This window comes from Bradyrhizobium sp. Mp27 (assembly GCF_029953005.1).
Classification (GTDB): Bacteria; Pseudomonadota; Alphaproteobacteria; order Rhizobiales; family Xanthobacteraceae; genus Bradyrhizobium; species Bradyrhizobium barranii.
Map to the genome: position 1 here is coordinate 172,644 of NZ_JASAUS010000004.1, position 21,232 is coordinate 193,875.

The following is a 21,232-nucleotide window of genomic DNA, read 5'->3' on the forward strand; positions in this document are numbered from 1 at the left end:
CCGCGGGGCGATCTTCTGGACCGCCCCCGAGCCGCCGCTACCGATCAGGCATGATTGACCTCGACGACCTCGCACAGGATCGTCTCGGCCTTCGACAGCGCCGCAAGGCTCTGGACGTACGGCGCAAATCGCGGATCCCGGCGAAAATTCTCGATGTCCCCTGCGCTTGCCCATTGCGAGTAATTGATCGCGCGCCGGCCCTCCTTGCTGGCGTGGACGCTGGACGAGATGAAGCCGGGCTGCTTGCTGAAGAAGGTCTCGGTACCCTCCTTCAGCAAGTGAACCAGCTTTTGCTGGTTGTCCGGCTCGACCGTGAAGACGTTGACGAGGGTCGCGACGTCGCTACCGGTGCGAATGGTCGCTTCCATCTTCGAACTCCTGTTCTGGCCGTGGGACGGCGCCGCTTGCGCGACGAGCAAGACGCCGGCTCCGAGGCCGGTGGCAACGAAGGCACGACGCGACGGCTCAGGTCTGGTCCGGGACATTGATATTCTCCTGTTGCGGAAGGTCGGCTGGCCACTCGACCGGCCAACAGCGCTGAGACGAACGAGGCAGGAGAACGAAGACAGCTGGTGTGAAATTTTTTTCCCGACGGCTCATTCGCCGCGAGCGTAAATCCGGGCCGGCAACATCCTGACCGGCTCCCGGCGTTGCCGATGCGCGCGAACTCTGCTACCCGGGGCGCGCCGAAAAAGGCATGGCCGGATTGGTAAGCCCGGCCTGTTCCTGACTTGCCAGGAATTCTGCCACCGTCTCCACGGTAGGACCCACGGCCGGACAGAGTGACGCGATCGTCACGCTGCTCGGCGGGTCATGTCATCGTGCCATCTCGGCCGCCGCTCAGTGTGGAATCTCGTTCCGTCCGTTCCTTCACCTGAACGGAGAGCACCTATGCGACTGCAACATCTCAACCTCGCGACCTCGGACGTCATCGCGCTTGCCGCCTTCTTCGAGCGCTTCTTCGGCTTTGCACCCTATGCCTCGCGCGGCGAAGCCCTCGTCGTCCTGCGCAACAAGGAGGATTTCATCCTGACCGTGATGCGCGGCAAGACAGGCGCGCCGGCCGAATATCCCGCCAATTTCCATATCGGCTTCTACTACGACGAGGCCGCCGACGTGGAAGCCAAGCACGCCGAGTTAAGGGCCGCGGGCCTCGACCCGAGCAGGATCGCCTTCATGGACCGTGGCGGCGCCGTCCGCGTCCCGCACTTCTATGTCACCGCGCCGGGCCATGTCCTGGTCGAGGTCTGCACCCCGCCGGGAGGGTTTTCGCCGTAGGCAGACGACGAGGCCCCGGCGGTCACGCCAATGAGCGAGCCGCCGGGGCCGGACACTTCCCGGTTGCAAAACGCGCGCCGTACGGCATGGTTAGGCCTGATGCCCGCCAGGACCGACCACGACAAGAGCAAGCCCGAGGACGCGCCGCACTATCACGGCCATCGCGAGCGGCTGCGCGAGCGCTTCTACAGCGCCGGCGCGGATGCGCTCAGCGACTACGAGCTGCTGGAGATGGCGCTGTTTCCGGCGCTGCCGCGGCGCGACACCAAGCCGCTGGCGAAAATGCTGATCAAGATATTCGGCTCGTTCGCCGAGGTCGTCCATGCCCCGGTGGCGCGGCTGCGCGAGGTCGACGGCATCGGCGAAGCCGCGATCCACCAGCTCAAGCTGATCGCCGCGGCAACGCACCGCGTCGCCAAGGGCGAGGTCAACAGCCGCAACGCGCTGTCGTCCTGGAACGAGGTGATCGACTATTGCCGCTCCAGCATGGCGTTTGCCGACAAGGAGCAATTCCGCCTGCTCTTCCTCGACAAGCGCAACCAGCTGATCGCCGACGAGGTGCAGCAGACCAGCACCGTCGATCACACCCCGGTCTATCCGCGCGAGGTGATCAAGCGCGCGCTGGAGCTGTCGGCGACCGCGCTGATCCTCGTCCACAACCACCCCAGCGGCGATCCCTCGCCGTCACAGGCCGACATCCAGATGACCAAGGCGATCATCGACATCGCCAAGCCGCTCGGTATCGCCGTGCACGACCACATCATCGTCGGCAAACAAGGTCACGCCAGTCTGAAGGGACTGAAGCTGATCTAAACGACGTCCCCTCTTGGGGGCTAAAGCGGGCCTTACCGATCGCCTCGGCTAGGCAAGATGACTGGCCGGCCGAAAGGTCTCTCAGCGAGCTCGGCCGGGCGGGCCGATGATCACGTCCTTACGGCAGCGACCCTCTAAGGTCCGCGACACCAAAATCTACCCTGGCTCCGCCACCGTTCTCAGGAGTCGTCTGGGTGCGGGCCTCGCTGTGCGCTGACACAGCGATGACCCGGTCGCCTTTCTTCTCCGCCAGTCCGACATTTCGAGCGAGGATCGCGCCAAGCAAAAGCATCGTGACCATCAGCCCGCTCACGGACGCAGTCACATAAACATTGGACCAATTGCGCATCACTACACCACCCATGCGCATCGCCCCGGCCCGATGCAACATGCGTCGTTGAGTCGTTAGGCGATTTGGTGGCGCGGCAGTGGCGTTCTGGAGTTCACCTCACTTGTTACGCGGTGGCGGCCACTCGTTGCAGGTTCGTGGCGAGCGGATTGCTTTGAGCAGCCTTTCCTGTGGACCGCCGCACTTCCATCACAGGAGGCAGCATGGACTCAGGCATACTCCGAAATTGCGCGGCTTGCTCTCCCGGCCGCGCGGATCTGGCCTGGAGCCCCGGCTGGTACGGTCGGGGCTCTCTTTGGAGCGACTCTCTGAGGCCGTTCAGCTTGGCCTCGGGCGGCGGTCTTGGTGCTGCCAGTCGCCTAAGCCACTAACCCGATCACGAGCTCCGTCAGAACTGCTGACGTTGCTGTCCGCTTCCGGGATTTCAGCGCTGTTCGTCTGGATCAGACATAGCTGTTTCTGCATCTCGAGGAGACGCCGCGGCTATATTGCTACCGGATAAACCAGCTTCACCGGGTGAGTCTCCCGCACATTTCTCGCATTTCGCGAACCAACGGCATGGGATAACCTCTGTCTGTTTTCCTGACTTCATTTTCTCAATGGCAGACAATAGGAGAGGAAAATGAGCGCGAAATCATTGGTCTTCGCATTGCTTCTCCCGCTTCTGATGTGGGGCTCACCTGCAAGGGCGGATGATCTTCGTACAGCGATGGAAGTTTCCAACCAACAATGGCTGAACGCATTTAACACTCCAAATACCGCGGCATTTCCAGCCATGTACACTGACGATGCTATCTTGGTACCAGGAGGCTCCCCAGTCGCAATTGGGCCTGAGGCAATCAAGCAATTTTGGGAGGGTGCCATCAAAGCGGGCTTCAAGGATCACACCTTCGAGATAATTGAGACCCGCGCCGATGGAAATCTCGCGTACCTCCTGTCGAGTTGGACTGTGAATCAAGTCAAGAGCGGGGGCGAGGTACGGGCGATGAGCGGGCACACGTTGCGCGTTCTGCTTAAACAAGCTGACGGGAACTGGAAGACCAAGGCCCACACCTTTATTCCGCAGAATCCGCCAGCACCCAAAGAAGCAAGGAACTAACATCTTTGTAATGGAAGACCGCGCCCGTTTACGAAATGAGCAAGCGGGCGCTATTTCCACTTACGGCGTCGCGAACTCCTCCAACAACGCCTTTGCTCCACTCAGGTCACGGGTGTCGAAGCCCTCGGTAAACCAGCCGTAGACCGGAGCGAGAAATGCTCGAAGGGTCCTCATTCCGTCTCCCTTGATCGCGCCGCAGCCGCGCCGCGCTAATTGTTGCGCGCAGCTCAAATGACGACAATTCCGGGCTGCATCGTGCGCGTCGGCAGGAGCGGCCACGCCGGCCTGCGCGGATGCGGTTGATCCAGGGCTTCGAATCAAGTGACAACAGCAGCATGAGCGACTGGCTGCACAATCTGCCGGTGCCCGTGATGGCGCTGGTGATCTTGGATTCACGTACCTGCTCGCCGCGGCGATCTTCGCAGGCGTCGCGCGGGCCGCAACGGAAGAGCGCGCGAAGTCGCTGAAGGCGATCTCGCCGGGCATGCTGCCGGTGCTCGGCATCATCTTCGGCCTGTTCGTCGCCTTCATCGCCGCGCAGGTCTGGGGCGACAGCGACCGCGCCAGCGCCGCGGTGAGCCGCGAGGCCAGTGCGCTGCGCAGCGCCGTGCTGCTGGCCGCCGGCCTGCCGGCGGAGCAGGAGACGAAGCTGCGCGGCCTGGTGCGCGACTATGTCGGCCAGGCCGTCGCGGTGGAATGGCCGTTGATGGCGCATCAGGAGGTGTCGCTGAAGGTCACGCCGCCGGCGCTCGCCGAAGCCCTGCAGTTCGTCGTCGCGATGACGCCGCAAGGCCCGGGGCAGGCGAATGTGCAGCGCGAGCTCATCGCCGCGCTCGAGCAGGCGCTGGACGCGCGGCGGCAGCGGATCATCGTCAGCCTCGCCGCGGTGAACCCGGTCAAATGGTGGTGCCTGTATCTCCAGGCGGCCTGCGCGCTGCTGGTGATCGGCCTCGTTCATTGCGACAACCGGCTGGGATCGGCGGTCGCGATGGGCCTGTTCGCCACCGGCGTCGCCACCTCCGTCCTGCTCATCGCCGCGCATGATCGGCCGTTCGCCGGCCAGATCTCGATCCAGCCGGAGCCGCTGCTGCAGATCATGCCGGCAGACCCGGGCAAGAGTTGAGCAGAGCGGCTTGCCCCGCGAGAGAGCATCTCACCGGACCAGCTGCCACCCCTTCGGCGTCCAGCGCAGCAAGCTACCGGACAGCGGCTTCGGCGCGCGCGCCATCATGTTCCTGGCCAGCGTCCGCAGCGCGTCGATCGCGGCACTGGAATCTTCGCTTGCATAGAGCACGAGATCGGCCGACGGCGCCGCGACGATCAGGACACCGCCCTGGGCCTGTGCGAGCGGCGCCCAGCTGTCGATCAGCGCGAGCCGGCTGGTCTGATAATAGTCCCCCGTCAGCGTGCCGAATTGTCCTGATGGGACCGCTTTTGCGACGGTCGTGAGCGGCTTCACGCTGCTGCGCAGATTGGCGATGGCGATGTCGAAGACCTGGTCCTGCGTCAAGCCGAGCGCGGCACGATCCTTGTCGTTGAACACCCTGACCGCCCGCGGCGAATCCAGCACCGGGACGATCACCAGCCCCTCCGCCAGGGGCCGCGTCAGGGCCGGGCCGCGCGCGTCGACCTCCCGAAGCGCCTGCCGCATGTAATCGGCTGAGCGCACGACCACGCGAAGGGCTGCTCGGGTCGGAGGATCGTTCCGGCTGCTCGCCGTTGCCTTGACGCCGCTGACATAGGCGCCGATCTCCCTGGCGCAGCCGCCCGTATTGGCCTTGCAGAAGGCGTAGATGCGGTCGAGGTTGGTTTGCAGAGGGCCGACCGACAGCGTCAGCGGTCCCTTGATCACGACCGGGGTGTCACGAATCTCGGCGCGGATGCGCTCGGCCACGAAAGCCGTAAACGCGGGTTCGTCGGCTGGAATCTGTTGCGCCCGGGCAGTCCCGGCTCCGACGAGATCGCCAGCCACGATCGCGGCGATCAGCCACCGGCACATGCGCGATCGGATGCTCATGCGAACCACCAGCCGGCGGCTGATCGATCAATAGCAATAGCGTTGGCTGACCCGGACGTAATAGCCGTCGGGACGCTGCACATAGCAGCCGCGCTGATAGGCGTAGTAGCCGGAGCGGCGGCGCTCGCCCTCGGAGGCGATCGCAGCGCCCGTGCCGGCACCGACGACCGCGCCGATTGCGGCGCCGCGTCCGCCGCCGAGCGCGCCGCCGAGGATCGCCCCGCCGACACCGCCGATGATCGCGCCGCCGATGGCATCCTGGGCCGCGGCCTCATGCGCCGGCATCGCCATCGCGACCGTCAGACATGCCGCGATTCTAAAACTTCCAATGCGAAGACCTCGAAGCATGCTCGCCCTCCCTGTGATGAGCCAGTCATAGCGCCGGAAGCGGATTCGGACCAGACAAATAGCCGGCGGCGCGGCTCACGACGCCTACGCGATGGCGCCGGAGGCGCAGCGCGAAGACGGCTCAAACCATGCCGCGGGCGATCCGCAGGCCGGCCGATCGGACGTCAAGCTTCGATCCAGCGCTGCACGGCCTCGGCGGTGTCGGCCGGCGTGGAGTTGAAGCAGATCGCGGCGTCAGGCGCCAGTTGATGGACGAGGTTGAGCACCTTCTCGAACAGCAGCAGGCGCTCTTTCGGCTCGCGCAGGCCCGCACCGATCACGATGCAGTCGAAGCGCTCGTCGCGCAGTGCGGCCGTGACGCCGGCTTCCGCAGTCGCGTCGAGATCGATCAGGCAGCTCGTGACCTCGTAGCCGAGATCACGCAGGCGCAGCAATTGCGCTTCGATGTAATGGCGCACGAGCTCCGGCGTGAGCTGCGGAAATGCGCTGTAGTCCGCATTGCCGGGTTCGATGCCGATCGCGAGGACGCGCTTGGCCATGCAGGGCTCCCTACCGCATCGTCTAAAATGCTAACGGACGAACGACCATGCCGGTTCCCCCACTGGCGGTTCGCGCTGCCGGCGACGGCGTTGGTCCGGCCCTGCGGCACATTTTCCCGCCCAGGCTGTAAGCCATTTCACATGCGCCGGGCCGGCAACCTGCCACATTTGCCGGAGATCACGTTGGGGTCACACGCCGATTACGGCGCCTGGTCCATATCTGACTTGCACGAAATTTCGATAATTCATCAATTTTCGGGAGCGGAAGATGGTCTCATTCGAGAGTCTGAAAAGCGAGTACGAGCGGAATTGGTCCAATCTCGAGATCCGGCCTTCCCGCCTCGCCGACGCGAATGGAGTCGCGCGCAAGGCGATCAACGGCAAGGCGACCTATCAGCAGATCGAGCGGTTGACCGGAGTCCCCTGGTATTTTGCCGCGCTCTGCCATTACCGCGAATCCAACTTCGATTTCGACACCTATCTCGGCAACGGCGAAACGCTTCATCGCGTGACGACCATCGTTCCGAAGGGGCGCGGCCCCTTTACCACGTTCGTGGACGGCGCCGTGGACGCGTTCAGAATCGAGAACTTCATCGGCGCCCACGACTGGGGCATCGCGCGGATCCTGTTCCGGCTCGAGGCGTTCAACGGCTTTGGCTATCACTCGAAGGGCTGCAATTCGCCTTATCTCTATGGCGGTTCGACACTGTACGGCCCGCCCGAGGCGAGGGCCGGCAAGTTCGTCCGCGACCACGTGTTCGACTCGAACCATGTCGATTCCCAGCTCGGCACGGCGGTGATCCTGCATGCGATGATGTCGCTCGATTCCTCGATCACCCTCGACGGCAGCCCGCAATTCGCCGGCCGCACCGAGCCCGAGGACGATGCGGCGTCGACGATTGTTCTGATGCAGCAGGCGCTCAACAAGCTCGGCGCCAATCCGCCGCTCGTCGAGGACGGCATCAGCGGACCGAAGACCGGCGCCGCGGTCTCGCAGTTTCAGCAGCAGAACGGCCTGAGGGATACCGGGCTTCTCGACGGGGCCACGGTCGCGGCGCTCACGCGTGCAACGCAGGCGGGAGGCTCCGTGCCGAGCGGCGATCTGTCCAAGGTCCTGAAGCGGCTGGAAGACCTCGCACAGTTGCTGCGACCGTCAGCCGGCGGCGTAATACCGGGAACGACGACCCCGGGCAACACGCTGCCCGCCACCAACGATCCGATCAACCTGTTCGAACGGCTCTTCTCCCTCATCAACAAGACGGCGCCCATGCCAGGACCAGTCACCCCGACCAACCCGGCCCCCGTCGATCAGCTGAAGCAGGTCGTCGACCTGCTCAGCACCCTGCTCAACAAGAACGGCAAGCCGGTGCTCGGCCAGGTCAACGGCGCGCTCGGCGAGACCATCGGCAAGCTGCTCGACGGCAAGAAGACGGCACTCGGCATCGGCGGCTCGGTGCTCACCGCGCTGCTCTCTTCAGTGACCGCGAGCCCGAATGCGGGTGGTCTTGCCGGACTGCTCGGGACGATCGTGTCGGCGGTGCCGGGCCTCGGCCAGTTCGCGATGCCGATCTCGCTGGCGCTCACGGCCTGGGGCGTGCTCGGCAAGCTCGAGAAGTGGGCGCAAGGCACCGCGCCGCCGCCGAAGCCGACGACGTAAGGCCGTTTGCGTCTTCAGCCGTCGGCATCGGCAATGGCTGCCGCACGCCGCTCCATCAACACGCGCTCGCGCGCATTGTTCGCGAGACGTGCAGCGGTCTCGAACGATAGTCGCGCCTCGGCGAAGCGGCCGAGCTTCTCCAGGAGGTCGCCGCGGACAGAATGGAGATGGTGGTAGGCCCCGAGCGCCGGTTCGTCCGCGATCATGTCCACGAGATCGAGACCGGCCTGCGGCCCTTCGGCCATGCCAAGCGCGACCGCCCGGTTGAGCTCGATCACCGGCGAGCGCACCAGCGCCGCAAGCTGGCCGTAGAGCTCCGCGATGCGGCGCCAGTCGGTGGCAGCGGCCGTCTCCGCCGTCGCGTGGCACGCGACGATCGTGGCCTGCAACGTGTAGAACCGGCCGGCACCGCCGAGCTCGCGCGCGCGATCGAGCGCGCGAAGGCCGCCGCCAATCTGGCGCCGGTCCCAGAGCCTGCGGTCCTGGTCCATGAGCAGGATGGGCTCGCCATCGATGCCCGTGCGCGCCTGCTTCCGCGCGGCATTCAGCTCCATCAGTGCCATGAGACCGTGGGCCTCGGGCTCGAGAGGCGCGAGCCCGACCAGCACCCGCCCCATGCGCAGAGCCTCGTCGCAGAGCTGCGGCCGCAGCCACTCCTCGCCGCCTGAGGCCGAATAGCCCTCGTTGAAGATGAGATAGACGACCTCGAGCACCGAGGCGAGACGCTCCGAAAGCGCCTCGCCACCCGGGGTCTCGTAGCTCAGGCCCGACCGCGATAGCGTGCGCTTGGCGCGGACGATGCGCTGGGCGATGGTTGCCTCCGTGACCAGGAACGCGCGCGCGATCTCGTCGGTGGTCAGGCCGCAGATCATACGCAAAGCCAGCGCCGCGCGGGCCTGCCGCGGCAGCAGCGGGTGACAGGCCGTGAAGATCAGCCGCAACCATTCGTCACCGATATCGTCGTCGAGGGCGGCGTCGAAATCCGGCATCGCGTCCTGTTCGTGCATCAGCTCGTGCGTCAGCAGGTCCTGCTTGCGGGTGAGCATTTTGGCCCGGCGCAGATGATCGAGCCCGCGGCGCTTGGCCGTCGCAACCAACCAGGCGCCGGGATTGTCCGGCACCCCGCTATGCGGCCAGGCTTCCAGCGCTGCGACCAGTGCGTCCTGGGTCAGTTCCTCCGCCAGCGGCACGTCCCGCAGCATACGCGACAGCGTGGCGGTCAGCCGCGGCTGCGCGACGCGCCAGGTTGCGTGAATCGCGGCGCGGATCTCACGATCGATGTCGGCGGTCGTCATCGCCGCCGACCAGAGCCCTTTCCGTTCCGATGGAATCGGAACGGGGCTCCAGATTCTTGCTTTGACGCGTTTTCTTGACGCGAACCGGTATCCACTTCGCTCGAAAACGCTCCAGGACGAGCGGTGGTGTCCATCAGGCGCGGGCAGCCACCCTGGACTGCGCGTCGACCTGGCAGGCTATGTCGACGCCCGGCGTGGCGAATGCCCGCAATTCGCAGGTGCCCTCCCAGCCCGGCATGTGATCGAGGTGCAGCTGCATGAATTCCTTCGCCATGGCCACGGCTTCCGCCTTGTCGCGCAGCTCGAAAATGGCATAGCCGCCGATCACTTCCTTGGCCTCGACGAAGGGGCCGTCGATGACGCTGAGCTCGCCGTCGACGATTCGCAACCGTGCGCCGGTCGCAAGCGGCATCAGGCCGCCATTGTCGATCATTCGACCGGCCTTGATCTCCCGCTCGGATATGTTCTGCATGGCCTCCATCAGCGCCGGACTCGGGGCAGCCATCGGCTGGCTGGAGGTGACGATGTACATGAAGCGCATGAATAACTCCCTTGGCGAGCAGCAACCGCTCCGGCTGCAAACCGGCTCGCTATGGATGTGACGATTGAGCCTTGGCTAAATCGACATCGACCGGAAGAATTATTGCCGCAGCATGATCAGGGGATCGGCGGTATCGGGGACGCGCCGCCATTGCGCGTTGTCGTCGGCCTCGAACTGCCAGGCCTCGCCCGATTTCGACATCAGGACGATCTGGCCGCGCTCGAGCCGCCATTGCGCCGGATTGAACTGAGCAATCGCCGGATCGCATTTCGGCTTGAGGAAGACCTGGAAATTGTCCGGGCCGGCTTCCGTGTTGGTCAGCGTCAGCCCGCACACCGGTTGGCCGTTGCCGCGCACCATCGACCAGTCGCCAATCATCTGGTCCATCGACTTGGCCATCGAGCGAGCCGCGGCGAGGTCCTGGAGGATGTAGACGCCCTCGCCCTGCCGCAGGCCTTCGAAGATGCCGGCCTCGACCTCGGTGAAGTCGATCACGGCTTCGCCGGTCGCGTCCTGCAAACGAACGATGTCGAGGCCCCTGACGCTCCAGGCGACGATGTCCTTCGTAAAGGGCAGCGTGGTCTTGCAGGCCGGCTCCAGCTCCAGCTTGAACCCCTGCCCCGCGGCATCGCCTTTCATCGTGACGACGCAGGTCTTGCTGCGCTCGGTGGTCGAGAGCTCCCACTGCCCGGGCATCGTCTTCTTCAGGGTCGTCGCATCCTGCGCATGCGCGATGCCGATCGCGGCCACGCAGGCCGCGACGGCGAATGCAACGACCCGAAGACCTCTCATCAGCGCCCCTTGAACGGCGTTTCCGCAACCGGCGTCAACGGCGCCTTGCCGGCGAACCAGGACTTGAGGTTGTCGACCACGAGCTGATCCATCGCGTTGCGCGTCACCACCGACGCCGAGCCGATATGCGGCAGCAGCACGACGTTTTGCATAGTCTTGAGCTCGTCCGGCACGCTCGGCTCGGCCGCGAACACGTCGAGACCGGCGGCGAGGATGGTGCCTGATTTCAGCGCCTGGACCAGCGCCGCTTCGTCGACCACCGAACCGCGCGCCACGTTGACCAGCACGCCGCGCGGACCGAGCGCCTTCAGCACCTCGGCATTGATCATCTTGTTGGTCGAGGCGCCGCCCGGCACGATCACCATCAGCGTGTCCACCGCCTTCGCCATCTCGATCAGATCGGGATAGTGCTTGTAGGAGACGTCCTTCGACGGATTGCGGGAGTGGTAGACCACCGGCACCAGCGAGGCATCGAGCCGGCGCGCGATGGCCTGGCCGATCCGGCCCATGCCGACGATGCCGACCTTGCGGTCGCGCAGCGAGCCGACGCTGAGCGGATAGTTCTGCGTCTGCCAGAGGCCGGAGCGGACGTAGCGGTCGGCCTTGATGAACTCACGCACCGTGGAGATCAGAAGGCCCATCGCGACGTCGGCGACCTCCTCGGTCAGCACGTCGGGCGTGTTGGTGACGATGATGCTGTGCTCGGCCGCGTATTTGGCGTCGACGTGGTCGTAGCCGACGCCGAAGCTCGCCACCATCTCCAGCTTGGGCAGCTGCGACAGCGAATCCTTGTCGGCGCGCACGGTGTGGTAGGTCACCGCCACGCCGCGGATTTTTTCGCGGATCGCCGGTGTCAGCCGCTCGAGATCGCCCCGGGTCTCCGCCTTGTGCACGACGAAATGATCGGAAAAACCGTTGTCGAGAATTGGCCGCACCGGCCCATAGATCAGAAGGTCGATCTTTTCGGACGAAATCGAACCGGTAGTCATCAGTTTTCCTTTCCAAGCGCGCTCTCGTGCCAGCGCCGTAAAACGAGGTGGGAAACTAGCGCCAGCACCCCATAGATGACAATCCCGGCCAGCGACAACAGCAGCAGCGCTGCGAACATGCGGGGTATGTTCAATCGATAGCCGGATTCGGCGATCCTGTAGGCGAGCCCGGAGCCGGCGCCGGCCGTTCCGGCCGCGATTTCGGCCACGACCGCGCCGATCAGCGACAGGCCGCCGGCAATGCGCAGGCCCCCGAGGATATAGGGCAGCGCCGCTGGCAGCTTCAGGAAGCGCAGGGTTTGCGGCGGCGAGGCGCCATAGAGCTGGAACAGGCCGGCAAGGTTGCGATCGACAGAATTCAGCCCGAGCGTGGTGTTGGACAGCACCGGGAAAAAGGCAACGATGAAGGCGCAGACCACGACCGCGGTCTGCTGCTCCAGATAGATCAGAAGCAGCGGTGCAATTGCGATGACAGGAGTCACCTGGAGGACGATTGCATAGGGGAATAGCGAATATTCCACCCATTTCGACTGGTTGAACAGCAGCGCCAGCGCGATACCGCCGATGCTGGCGGCGACAAAACCTTCGAGCGTGGTCAGCAGCGTGGTCGCGAGCGATTGTGACAGCACCGCCCAGTCCTTGATCAACGTCAGGAAGATGACGGAGGGCGCCGGCAGAACGTAAGGCGGGATGTCCTTGATGCGGACGACCAGTTCCCAGGCCGCGAGCCCCGCTGCGAACACGATGACGGGAAGGACGAAGCGCATCGCGCGTTGCGCGCCGGATGGTTTTGCGGTGACGGCAGCTTGGGCGTTCATAGCGTCGACTGCCCCGAATAGGACGGCGCCAGCGCGGCCGACACTTTCCGGCAACAATTGGAATAGGCGGCCGAGGTCCGAAACTCCTCACCGCGCGGCTCGACCGTCTCGATGCGGATATCGGCCTGGATGCGGCCGGGCCGCGCGGTCATGACGACGACCCGCTGCGACAGGTAAACGGATTCGAACACCGAATGGGTGACGAAGATGACGGTCTTGCCCAGGGCTCGCCAGAGCGCAAGCAGGTCGTTGTTGAGGCGAAAGCGCGTGATCTCGTCGAGCGCGGCGAATGGCTCATCCATCAGGAGGATATCAGGGTCGGTGACGAGCGCACGCGCCAGCGACACCCGCATCTTCATGCCGCCGGAAAGTTCGCGCGGGAAAGCATCGGCGAAATCGGCAAGACCCACGCTGGCCAACGCCTCATCGGCCCGCGCGCGCGCCTCCGCCTTCGGAACGCCCGCGAGCCTCAAGGGCAGCCGCACATTCTCGCGCACGCTGGTCCAGGGCATCAGGGTCGGCTCCTGGAACACGAAGCCGATGCCATGACCCGGCAGCACATCGCCCTCGTGGTGCGCCACCCGCACGATGCCGGACGATGGCGCGCTGAGCTCTGCGATCAGGCGCAGCGCAGTGGACTTGCCGCAACCGGACGGGCCCAGCAGCGAGATGAACTCGCCCTTGCGAACGGCAAGGTCGAGCGGGCCGAGCGCCATGACGCCATTGTCATACGCCTTCGTCACGCCGCGCAGGCTGACGGCGAGAGCCGTCAGGCCGGCCTCGACCCCGGACGAGCTTTTGACGGACGACATGGACCTTGCGCTACGGCTTGCTCGGGCGCAGCTCGACACCGACGCCCTTGTTGACGAAGCGCAGCGTATAGGACTTGCGGAAGTCGAGGTCCGCCTTCACGACGCCGGCCTTCACCATCTTGTTGAAGAAGGACGTGTAGCGCTCGTCGCTCATCGCGCCGATGCCGTTCTTCAAGGACTCGCCGGAATCGACGATGCCGTATTCCTTCATCTTGGCGACGGAATAGGCGAGCAGCTCGTCGGTCATCTCCGGGTTGAGCTGCTTGATCATGGCATTGCCGGCGGAATTGTCGCGGTAGATGTAATTGTACCAGCCGACCATGGAGGCATCGACGAAGCGCTGCACCAGGTCCGGCTTCTTCTCGACCATGTCGCGGCGGGTCTCGATCAGGGTCGAATAGGTGTTGAAGCCGTAATCGGCAAGCAGCAGCACATTCGGCTTGAAGCCGGCGGCCTTCTCGACCGCGAAGGGCTCGGAGGTGACGTAGCCCTGCATCGCGCTCTTGGGGTTGGCGATGAAGGGCTGCGGATTGAAATTGTAGGGACGGACGTTCTTCTCGTTGAAGCCGTATTCGGACTTCAGCCACTGGAAGTAGCTCGTCATGCCCTCCTTGGAGACGAACAAGGTCAGCGGCTTGAGATCCTCGATCTTGGCGACCTTGGCGTCCGGCTGCGTCAGCATCACCTGCGGATCCTTCTGGAAGACCGCTGCGATGGTGACGACGGGGACGTTATTCGCCACCGCGTCGAACGACATCAGCGTGTTCGCGGCCATGAAGAAATCGATCTTGCCGGCGATCAGCAGCATCCGGTTGTTCTCGTTCGGACCGCCGGGAACGATGGTGACGTCGAGGCCGTACTTCTTGTAGGTGCCGTCGGCGACCGCCTGGAAGAAACCGCCATGCTCGGCCTCGGCGACCCAATTGGTGCCGAAGGTGACCTTGTCCAGCGTCTCGGCGCGCGCCGGCGCAAGAGAGACGCAAGCGGCCATCAAGCCCGCCGTTAACGCTCGTCGCAGATGAGAGGGGGTCATGATGGCACTCCGTCGATCGTGGCTGGCCGATGTGAGGGCAACGCGATAGAACCGCATGAAGTTCGGGGACGCGAGCCGGCCAGGCCCGCGTCCCCTGATAACCCCAAAATACGCGACAAATTCGGGCAAAGAAACCACGATGACGCCGTCTCGCGACTGGATCGACATCAACTGGGCCAATGCGGCCCCTGCGGATTTGTCGCGCTGGATCGCGGTGCTGCCGCTGGCGGCGACCGAGCAGCACGGCCCGCATCTGCCGCTCGAGACCGACGTGCTGATCGCGGACGCCTATCTCGCGCGCGCGCGCGAGCTGTTGCCCGCAAATGTTCCGGCGACGTTCCTGCCCATTGAACCGGTCGGGATTTCCACCGAGCATATCGACTTTCCGGGCACGCAGACGCTGCCGACCGAGGTGGCGTTGAAGAGATGGACCGCAATCGGCGAGGACGTCGCGCGGCGCGGATTGAAGAAGCTCGTCATCATCACCAGCCATGGCGGCAACAGCGCGGCAATGATGCTGGTCGCGCAGGATCTACGCGCGCATCACAAGCTCTTTGTGGTGACGACGTCGTGGTCGCGGCTGTCGGGCGCGGACAAACTGTTCCCTGCCGATGAGGTGCGCCACGGCATCCATGGCGGCGCGGTCGAGACGTCGATCATGCTGGCGCGCTATCCCGATCAGGTGCGCAAGGATGCGATCGCGGATTTTCCCGCGAGCAGCATCGCCATGGAAAAGCAGTATCGCTGGCTGTCGACACAGCGGCCCGCGCCGTTCGCCTGGCAGGCGCAGGATCTCCACACGAGCGGCGCGATCGGCAATGCGACGCTGGCCGTCCCCGAGAAGGGGGAGCAGCTGATCGATCAGGGCGCGCGCGCCTTTTGCGAGCTGCTGGCCGAGGTCGATAACTTCGACGTGAACAGGCTCGCCAAAGGGCCTCTCGGCTAGCTCGCATCCGGCTGGAATCATTCAGGAAACAGCCGGGCTGCACGCCCGCTTTTGCGGGATTCGAACCGGACGCGGCAAGCCTCCGTCCAACTGGGCACGCGGGCCACAATGGACCGCCTCAACCCGGATGGAGTTTCACATGTCGATCAAGACCAGGATTGCCGCCGTCGCACTCGCTGCCCTCGCCGTCACCGGCAGCATCGTGTCCACCACCTCGCAGGCCGAAGCCAAGCAGCCCGGCTGGGTCTGGGGTGTGGGTGCCGGCATCGCCACCGCCGCCGTCGTCGGCTCCGCGATCGCCGCCAGCAATGACCCCTATTACTACGGCTATCACCGCTGCGGCTGGGTCGCCCAGTACAACGCCTTCGGCCAGTACGTCGGCCGCGTTCGTACTTGCTACTGATCTAGGTACCTGAGGCCGATCTCACGTGGATCCTGCGTTCGACACGGGCGCCTCATCCACCCCGTGTCGTGCCCCCGACCCGCCCGGCTGTCCCCCCGGGCGGGTCATTCATTTTGGACCCGAGAATTTGTTGCAGCTCCGTCACACAAGAGTGCGAACCATCCGCTGCGGCAATCCGTGCCAGTTGCTATTGCGAATTAATCGCAATAAGGTTCGCAGCAGGCTCAGGGGCTTGGGAAGAAATCGCGTCGAATCGGGATCGTCTGGTCCGATCGCGTGAACAACCAAGACTTCGTGACAGGGTCGCCGCGAATCTGCAGGGATATCGCGGCGAATGGGACACATTCGCGTTTGGGGGCGTGCGTTTTGACGTTGAGAGGTCACCGACACCGGTATTTGCGAACGGCCGCGGCGATTGCCTCGGGCGTGCTGATTCTTCCCGACGCAGGCTTTGCCGCCGATCTGCCGCTGAAGGCACGAACGGCGAAGACCCTCTACGACTGGACCGGCTTCTATGTCGGCGGCCATTTCGGCTACGGCGATGCGAGCTTTGGACCCGGCACCAACCCGCTGCCCGAGCAGGGAATGATCCTGCCGCCCAGCGCGACCGGCCTCTCCGGCGGCTACCAGCTTGGCTACAATCGCCAGCTTGCAAACCGTGTCGTGCTCGGGATCGAGGCGGACTCCACCTTCACCGGTCCGCGCGACGTCGTCGCGCATGAACGGTCACCGACCCCCTTCAACACCACGAGCGACTATGTCGGCACGGTGCGCGGCCGCATCGGTTATGCCTTCGATCGCTTCATGCCTTTCGTCACCGGCGGTTTCGCCTGGGGCCATACGCATATCAACGTCAACGATGCCGACGGTGTCTCGGAGCTGTTTCCGGTCGGAAAATATCAAACCGGGTGGACGGCGGGCCTCGGCCTTGAATTCGCCGTCAGCGGCAATTGGACCGCAAAGGCCGAATACGACTACGTCGCGCTGTCGCGGCGCACCTACGATCTCAGCGGCTTTGGCCTCGCCAATATCGATGTCGAACCACGCGTCCACCTGTTCAAGCTCGGCCTCAACTATCATTTCGGCGATACGCCGTGGATGGCACCGATCAACGGCAAGACGAAACTGCCGGAGTCCGGCGACTGGAATGTCCACGCGCAGACGACCGTGCTGCCGCAGGGCTACGGGCCGATCCACTCGCCCTATGCGAGCCCGCAGAGCCTTCCCGGCAGCGGCCAGTTTCAGGCGACGTGGACGACGACGGCCTTCCTGGGTGCGCGGCTGTGGGACGGCGGCGAGTTCTACTTCAATCCTGAACTGGCGCAGGGCTTTGGCCTCAACGGCACACTCGGCCTCGCCGGCTTCTCCAATGGCGAGGCGCAGAAGGCCGGCGCGCCGTTCCCGAAGATTCGCCCGCAGCGCTACTACTTCAAGCAGACCTTCGGTCTCGGCGGCGAGCAGGAAGCGGTCGCCGACGCGCCGAACCAGCTTGCCGGCAAGCGCGATATCGACCGCATCACGCTGATCGTCGGCCGTTTTGCCGTCGGCGACTTCTTCGACGGCAATTCATATGCAAAAGACCCGCGCGCCGACTTCATGAACTGGGCGATGTGGTCGTCGGGGGCGTACGATTTCCCCGCCGACCTGCCCGGCTACACGCGTGGCGCCGTGGTCGAGCTCAACCGCAAGGATTGGGCCGTGCGCGCCGGACTGTTCCAGGTCCCCGATGCGCCCAACAGCGATACACTGGTCTACAAGATGGGCGGCGCGGTCGTCGAATTCGAAGAGCGCCATTCGATCTTCGAGCAGCCGGGCAAATTGCGTGTCGGCGTCTTTGCCAATGGCGGCAACACCGCGAACTATCGCGAAGTCCTGACACTGGCGGCCGCCAACCCTGCGCTCGACATCAACGACATCGCCACCGCAACCCAGCGCATCCGCCCCAAATACGGCTTCTACGTCAATCTCGAGCAACAGATCGTCAACGACGTCGGGCTATTCGCCCGCGCGAGTTGGAACGACGGCCAGAACCAGATTCTGTCATTCACCGACATTGACCGCAGTCTCTCCGGCGGCCTGTCGATCAAGGGCAGCCGCTGGGGACGGCCGGACGACACGGTCGGCATCGGCGGCGCCATCAACGGCTTGTCGGCCGGGCATCGCGACTTCCTTGCCGCCGGCGGCATCGGCCTCCTGATCGGCGACGGCCGTCTCAACTACAACAACGAGCGGATTCTCGAGGCCTACTATGCCTATTCGGTGATCAAGAACGTCACGCTGACCGCGGACTATCAATTGATCACAAACCCGGCCTATAACGCCGACCGCGGGCCGGTCTCGATCTTCTCGGGCCGCCTGCACGCAGAGTTCTAGCCCAAAATTCCAGCCCAGGGGCGGGCCTATGAAGCCGAGAGATATCCGCACGGCCGCGATCGGCCGGGCGCTACTCCCCAATGTCTGGGACATCGCGGCGCTGATCCTTGTGATCGGCGCCATGGTGCTGATCGTCTATGGCGGCCAGCAGACCGTCGCGCCCCTGTCCGAGCTGGAGCGCGCACCGGTCTCGCTCGATCCGGCAAACCTGCCGCTCTACGCCTTGCGCACCACGTTGCGGATGCTGCTCGCCATCGTCTGTTCGACGGTCTTCACCTTCATCTACGCGGCGATCGCAGCCAAGAGCCGGCGAGCCGAATTGGTGATGATCCCGCTGCTGGATATTTTGCAATCCGTCCCGATCCTGGGCTTCCTCACCTTCACCGTCGTGTTCTTCATGAATTTGTTTCCGGGGCAGGTGCTCGGCGCCGAGCTCGCCTCGGTGTTCGCGATCTTCACCAGCCAGGCCTGGAACATGACGTTCAGCCTGTACCAGTCGATCCGCAACGTTCCGAAGGATCTGGAAGAGGCCACGCAAAGCTTTCACCTGTCGGGCTGGCAGCGCTTCTGGCGCCTCGACGTCCCCTTCGCGATGCCGGGCCTGATCTGGAACGCTATGATGTCGATGTCGGGCGGCTGGTTCTTCGTGGTGGCCTCGGAGGCGATCACGGTCGGCAACACCACGGTGACGCTCCCGGGCATCGGCTCCTATGTCGCGATGGCAATTCAGCAGCAGGATTTGCCGGCGATCCTCTACGCCATGCTGGCGATGCTGTTCGTGATCATCGCCTATGATCAGCTGCTGTTCCGCCCCATCGTCGCCTGGGCCGACAAATTCCGCTTCGAGCAGACCGCCTCAGGCGAGGCGCCGGCCTCCTGGATGCTCGACCTGTTCCGCCGGACTCGGGCGCTGCGTGCGCTGACCCTTCCTTTCGCGGCGCTGAACCGCGCCATCTCGAACTTGCGCATTCCGCTGCCGAGGCTGCCGCCCGCGGCACCAGGTAAAGGGCAGACGTCACGCCTCGTCGATACGGTCTGGATCGCATTGATCCTCGCCGGCACGGCCTATGCCGCCTGGCTGACCTATCGCTATCTCTCGGCCAGTCTCGGAATGTCCGACGTTGTCGTCGTCATCAGGGACGGGCTCATCACGTTGTTGCGCGTCGCCATCCTGATCAGCCTCGCCACGCTGATCTGGGTGCCGGTTGGCGTGTGGATCGGGCTTCGCCCGAAGCTCGCCGAACGAATCCAGCCGCTGGCGCAGTTTCTGGCGGCCTTCCCGGCGAACCTCGCCTTTCCCGTCTTTGTCGTCGCCATTGTCAGCTTCAAGCTCAATCCAGACATCTGGCTGAGCCCGCTGATGATCCTGGGCACGCAGTGGTACATCCTGTTCAACGTGATCGCGGGCGCGAGCGCCTTTCCGACCGATCTGCGCGAAGCCGCCGGCAGCTTCCATCTCCGGGGATGGCGATGGTGGTTCAAGGCGATCCTGCCCGGCGTCTTTCCTTATTACATCACCGGCGCGATCACGGCGTCCGGCGGCTCCTGGAACGCGTCGATCGTCGCGGAGGTCGCAAGCTGGGGCGACACGCATCTGAAGGCCACCGGGCTCGGCGCCTATATCGCTTCCGCCACGGAAGCCGGCGACTTCCCACGCGTCGTGCTCGGAATTGCCACGATGTGCATTCTGGTGACGTTGTTCAATCGTCTGGTCTGGCGGCCGCTCTATGCCTTCGGCGAGCGTCGCCTGCGGCTCGGCTGACGAGGAGACCATCATGCTCGATCAACCCTCTGCGCTCATCGACATCCGCGGTGTCTGCCGATCCTTCCCGAAAGGCAGCGGCGAACAGCTCCTGGTGCTGGACAAGGTCGACCTGACGATCCGCTCGGGCGAGATCGTCGGCCTGCTCGGCCGCTCCGGCTCCGGCAAGTCCACCTTGCTGCGGATCATCGCTGGTCTGGTCAGCCCGTCTGCGGGACAGGCGACCTGTCGCGGCGAGACCATCGTCGGGCCGCCGAACGGCGTCGCCATGGTGTTCCAGTCATTCGCGTTGTTTCCCTGGCTGACCGTGCTCCAGAACGTCGAGCTCGGACTCGAAGCGCTGGGCGTCGAGGCCACCGAGCGCCACAAGCGCGCCCTGGCTGCGATCGACCTGATCGGCCTTGACGGGTTTGAGTCCGCCTTCCCGAAGGAACTGTCGGGTGGCATGCGCCAGCGCGTCGGCTTCGCCCGCGCGCTGGTGGTGCATCCGGACCTCCTGCTGATGGACGAGCCGTTCTCGGCACTCGACGTCCTCACGGCCGAGACGCTGCGCACGGACCTGATCGACCTCTGGATCGAGGGCCGGTTGCCGATCAAATCGATCCTGATGGTGACGCACAATATCGAGGAGGCGGTGCTGATGTGCGATCGCATCCTGGTGTTCTCATCCAATCCAGGGCGTGTCGCCGCCGAGATCAAGGTCGACATGCCGCATCCGCGCAACCGGCTCGACCCCCATTTCCGGCAGCTCGTCGACAGCATCTACGCGCGCATGACCCAACGCGCCGAACCGAAGGCGCCCCCCGTCGAAGGCATCCTGGGCTCCGGTGTCGGCATGACTCTGCACCACGTGTCGTCCAACGTGCTGTCGGGCCTGATCGAGACGCTGGCGGGGCCGCCCTATCACGGACACGCCGACCTGCCCGTGCTCGCAAGCCAGCTCCAGCTCGAGGCCGACGAGATCCTCCACCTCGGTGAGTCCCTGCAACTGCTGCGCTTCGCCCAGCTGAGCGAAGGCGACCTGATGCTCACCGACACCGGCAAGCGTTTTGCCCATCTCGAAACCGACGCGCGCAAGACGCTGTTCGCCGAACATCTCGTCACTTACGTGCCGGTGATGGGATTGATTCGCCGCGTGCTCGACGAACGTCCCTCCCATACCGCCCCCGCGGCACGGTTCCGCAACGAGCTCGAAGACTACATGTCCGAGGACTATGCGGACGAGACGCTCAGGACCGTCGTGTCCTGGGGGCGTTATGGCGAGCTGTTCGCGTATGATGAGCAGTCGGAGACGTTCAGCCTCGAAAACCCGGGCGAGAGCGCTTGATCCCGCCTGCGGCAATTTGGCTGGAACCGGACAAATTGTGC

The 21,232-nt window shown here is 64.5% G+C and carries 21 protein-coding genes; 10 read left to right on the top strand and 11 right to left on the bottom strand.

All coding sequences use genetic code 11. The features are described from left to right. Positions 1 to 44: 44 nt before the first annotated feature. Complete coding sequence (locus QJT78_RS04780) at positions 45 to 485, bottom strand: antibiotic biosynthesis monooxygenase (RefSeq protein ID WP_080586532.1); 441 nt, start codon at positions 483 to 485, stop codon at positions 45 to 47. Positions 486 to 891: 406 nt separating this feature from the next. Here QJT78_RS04780 and QJT78_RS04785 point away from each other — a divergent pair, with 406 nt between their 5' ends. The 4 genes from QJT78_RS04785 (at position 892) to QJT78_RS04800 (ending at position 4,662) form a co-directional block, all read left to right on the top strand. Continuing rightward, positions 892 to 1,278 carry a VOC family protein gene (locus tag QJT78_RS04785; RefSeq protein WP_049807534.1) on the top strand — a complete coding sequence of 129 codons (387 nt, stop codon included), beginning with the start codon at positions 892 to 894 and terminating at the stop codon, positions 1,276 to 1,278. Between the two features lie 99 nt (positions 1,279 to 1,377). After that, the gene (radC, locus tag QJT78_RS04790; RefSeq protein ID WP_028148296.1) at positions 1,378 to 2,091 is read left to right on the top strand and encodes a DNA repair protein RadC; all 714 of its coding nucleotides are present in this window, start codon (positions 1,378 to 1,380) and stop codon (positions 2,089 to 2,091) included. A 971-nt stretch (positions 2,092 to 3,062) separates the two neighbouring features. Then, positions 3,063 to 3,539 carry an SgcJ/EcaC family oxidoreductase gene (locus tag QJT78_RS04795; RefSeq protein WP_080586531.1) on the top strand — a complete coding sequence of 159 codons (477 nt, stop codon included), beginning with the start codon at positions 3,063 to 3,065 and terminating at the stop codon, positions 3,537 to 3,539. A gap of 484 nt (positions 3,540 to 4,023) precedes the next feature. After that, positions 4,024 to 4,662: a DUF4239 domain-containing protein gene (locus QJT78_RS04800; RefSeq protein WP_240537553.1), complete on the top strand. Its 639-nt coding sequence runs from the start codon at positions 4,024 to 4,026 to the stop codon at positions 4,660 to 4,662. A 30-nt stretch (positions 4,663 to 4,692) separates the two neighbouring features. Here QJT78_RS04800 and QJT78_RS04805 read toward each other — a convergent pair whose 3' ends face one another. The 3 genes from QJT78_RS04805 to QJT78_RS04815 all read right to left on the bottom strand — a co-directional run bounded on the left by QJT78_RS04805 (position 4,693) and on the right by QJT78_RS04815 (position 6,443). After that, positions 4,693 to 5,556 carry a hypothetical protein gene (locus QJT78_RS04805; RefSeq protein WP_244433175.1) on the bottom strand — a complete coding sequence of 288 codons (864 nt, stop codon included), beginning with the start codon at positions 5,554 to 5,556 and terminating at the stop codon, positions 4,693 to 4,695. A 27-nt stretch (positions 5,557 to 5,583) separates the two neighbouring features. Next, positions 5,584 to 5,904, bottom strand: a complete 321-nt coding sequence (locus tag QJT78_RS04810; RefSeq protein WP_028148299.1) for a hypothetical protein — start codon at positions 5,902 to 5,904, stop codon at positions 5,584 to 5,586. Between the two features lie 164 nt (positions 5,905 to 6,068). Next, the gene (locus QJT78_RS04815) at positions 6,069 to 6,443 is read right to left on the bottom strand and encodes a hypothetical protein (RefSeq protein WP_028148300.1); all 375 of its coding nucleotides are present in this window, start codon (positions 6,441 to 6,443) and stop codon (positions 6,069 to 6,071) included. A 268-nt stretch (positions 6,444 to 6,711) separates the two neighbouring features. On the opposite strand from QJT78_RS04815, the gene QJT78_RS04820 reads away from it, so the two are divergent. Then, complete coding sequence (locus QJT78_RS04820; RefSeq protein WP_038942788.1) at positions 6,712 to 8,100, top strand: peptidoglycan-binding protein; 1,389 nt, start codon at positions 6,712 to 6,714, stop codon at positions 8,098 to 8,100. A 14-nt stretch (positions 8,101 to 8,114) separates the two neighbouring features. Here QJT78_RS04820 and QJT78_RS04825 read toward each other — a convergent pair whose 3' ends face one another. From QJT78_RS04825 to QJT78_RS04855, 7 genes are all read right to left on the bottom strand, one after another. Then, entirely contained in the window at positions 8,115 to 9,395 is a 1,281-nt protein-coding gene (locus tag QJT78_RS04825) for an RNA polymerase sigma factor (RefSeq protein WP_281460185.1), read from the bottom strand. Between the two features lie 133 nt (positions 9,396 to 9,528). Continuing rightward, positions 9,529 to 9,936 carry a YciI family protein gene (locus tag QJT78_RS04830; RefSeq protein WP_281460186.1) on the bottom strand — a complete coding sequence of 136 codons (408 nt, stop codon included), beginning with the start codon at positions 9,934 to 9,936 and terminating at the stop codon, positions 9,529 to 9,531. 99 nt (positions 9,937 to 10,035) lie between these two features. Next, positions 10,036 to 10,728, bottom strand: a complete 693-nt coding sequence (locus QJT78_RS04835) for an AprI/Inh family metalloprotease inhibitor (protein WP_014490298.1) — start codon at positions 10,726 to 10,728, stop codon at positions 10,036 to 10,038. Then, positions 10,728 to 11,717, bottom strand: coding sequence for a 2-hydroxyacid dehydrogenase (locus tag QJT78_RS04840; RefSeq protein ID WP_028148303.1), 990 nt, complete (start codon positions 11,715 to 11,717; stop codon positions 10,728 to 10,730). Before QJT78_RS04840 ends, QJT78_RS04835 begins: the two co-directional genes overlap by 1 nt. Continuing rightward, a complete protein-coding gene (locus tag QJT78_RS04845; RefSeq protein WP_038942786.1) occupies positions 11,717 to 12,535 on the bottom strand; it encodes an ABC transporter permease in 819 nt (272 codons plus the stop codon). The genes QJT78_RS04840 and QJT78_RS04845 overlap by 1 nt, the downstream gene beginning before the upstream one ends. Further along, positions 12,532 to 13,347, bottom strand: coding sequence for an ABC transporter ATP-binding protein (locus QJT78_RS04850; RefSeq protein ID WP_028148305.1), 816 nt, complete (start codon positions 13,345 to 13,347; stop codon positions 12,532 to 12,534). Before QJT78_RS04850 ends, QJT78_RS04845 begins: the two co-directional genes overlap by 4 nt. Positions 13,348 to 13,357: 10 nt before the next feature. Continuing rightward, entirely contained in the window at positions 13,358 to 14,380 is a 1,023-nt protein-coding gene (locus QJT78_RS04855; RefSeq protein ID WP_028148306.1) for an ABC transporter substrate-binding protein, read from the bottom strand. Between the two features lie 139 nt (positions 14,381 to 14,519). On the opposite strand from QJT78_RS04855, the gene QJT78_RS04860 reads away from it, so the two are divergent. From QJT78_RS04860 to QJT78_RS04880, 5 genes are all read left to right on the top strand, one after another. Continuing rightward, on the top strand, positions 14,520 to 15,326 hold the full coding sequence (locus tag QJT78_RS04860) for a creatininase family protein (protein ID WP_028148307.1): 807 nt from the start codon (positions 14,520 to 14,522) through the stop codon (positions 15,324 to 15,326). Positions 15,327 to 15,465: 139 nt separating this feature from the next. Beyond that, positions 15,466 to 15,729, top strand: a complete 264-nt coding sequence (locus tag QJT78_RS04865) for a hypothetical protein (RefSeq protein WP_028148308.1) — start codon at positions 15,466 to 15,468, stop codon at positions 15,727 to 15,729. A 426-nt stretch (positions 15,730 to 16,155) separates the two neighbouring features. Next, on the top strand, positions 16,156 to 18,102 hold the full coding sequence (locus tag QJT78_RS04870) for a carbohydrate porin (RefSeq protein WP_240537551.1): 1,947 nt from the start codon (positions 16,156 to 16,158) through the stop codon (positions 18,100 to 18,102). 28 nt (positions 18,103 to 18,130) lie between these two features. Continuing rightward, positions 18,131 to 19,864, top strand: coding sequence for an ABC transporter permease subunit (locus QJT78_RS04875; RefSeq protein WP_028148310.1), 1,734 nt, complete (start codon positions 18,131 to 18,133; stop codon positions 19,862 to 19,864). Between the two features lie 13 nt (positions 19,865 to 19,877). After that, a complete protein-coding gene (locus QJT78_RS04880) occupies positions 19,878 to 21,191 on the top strand; it encodes a nitrate/sulfonate/bicarbonate ABC transporter ATP-binding protein (protein ID WP_028148311.1) in 1,314 nt (437 codons plus the stop codon). The last annotated feature ends 41 nt before the right edge of the window (positions 21,192 to 21,232 follow it).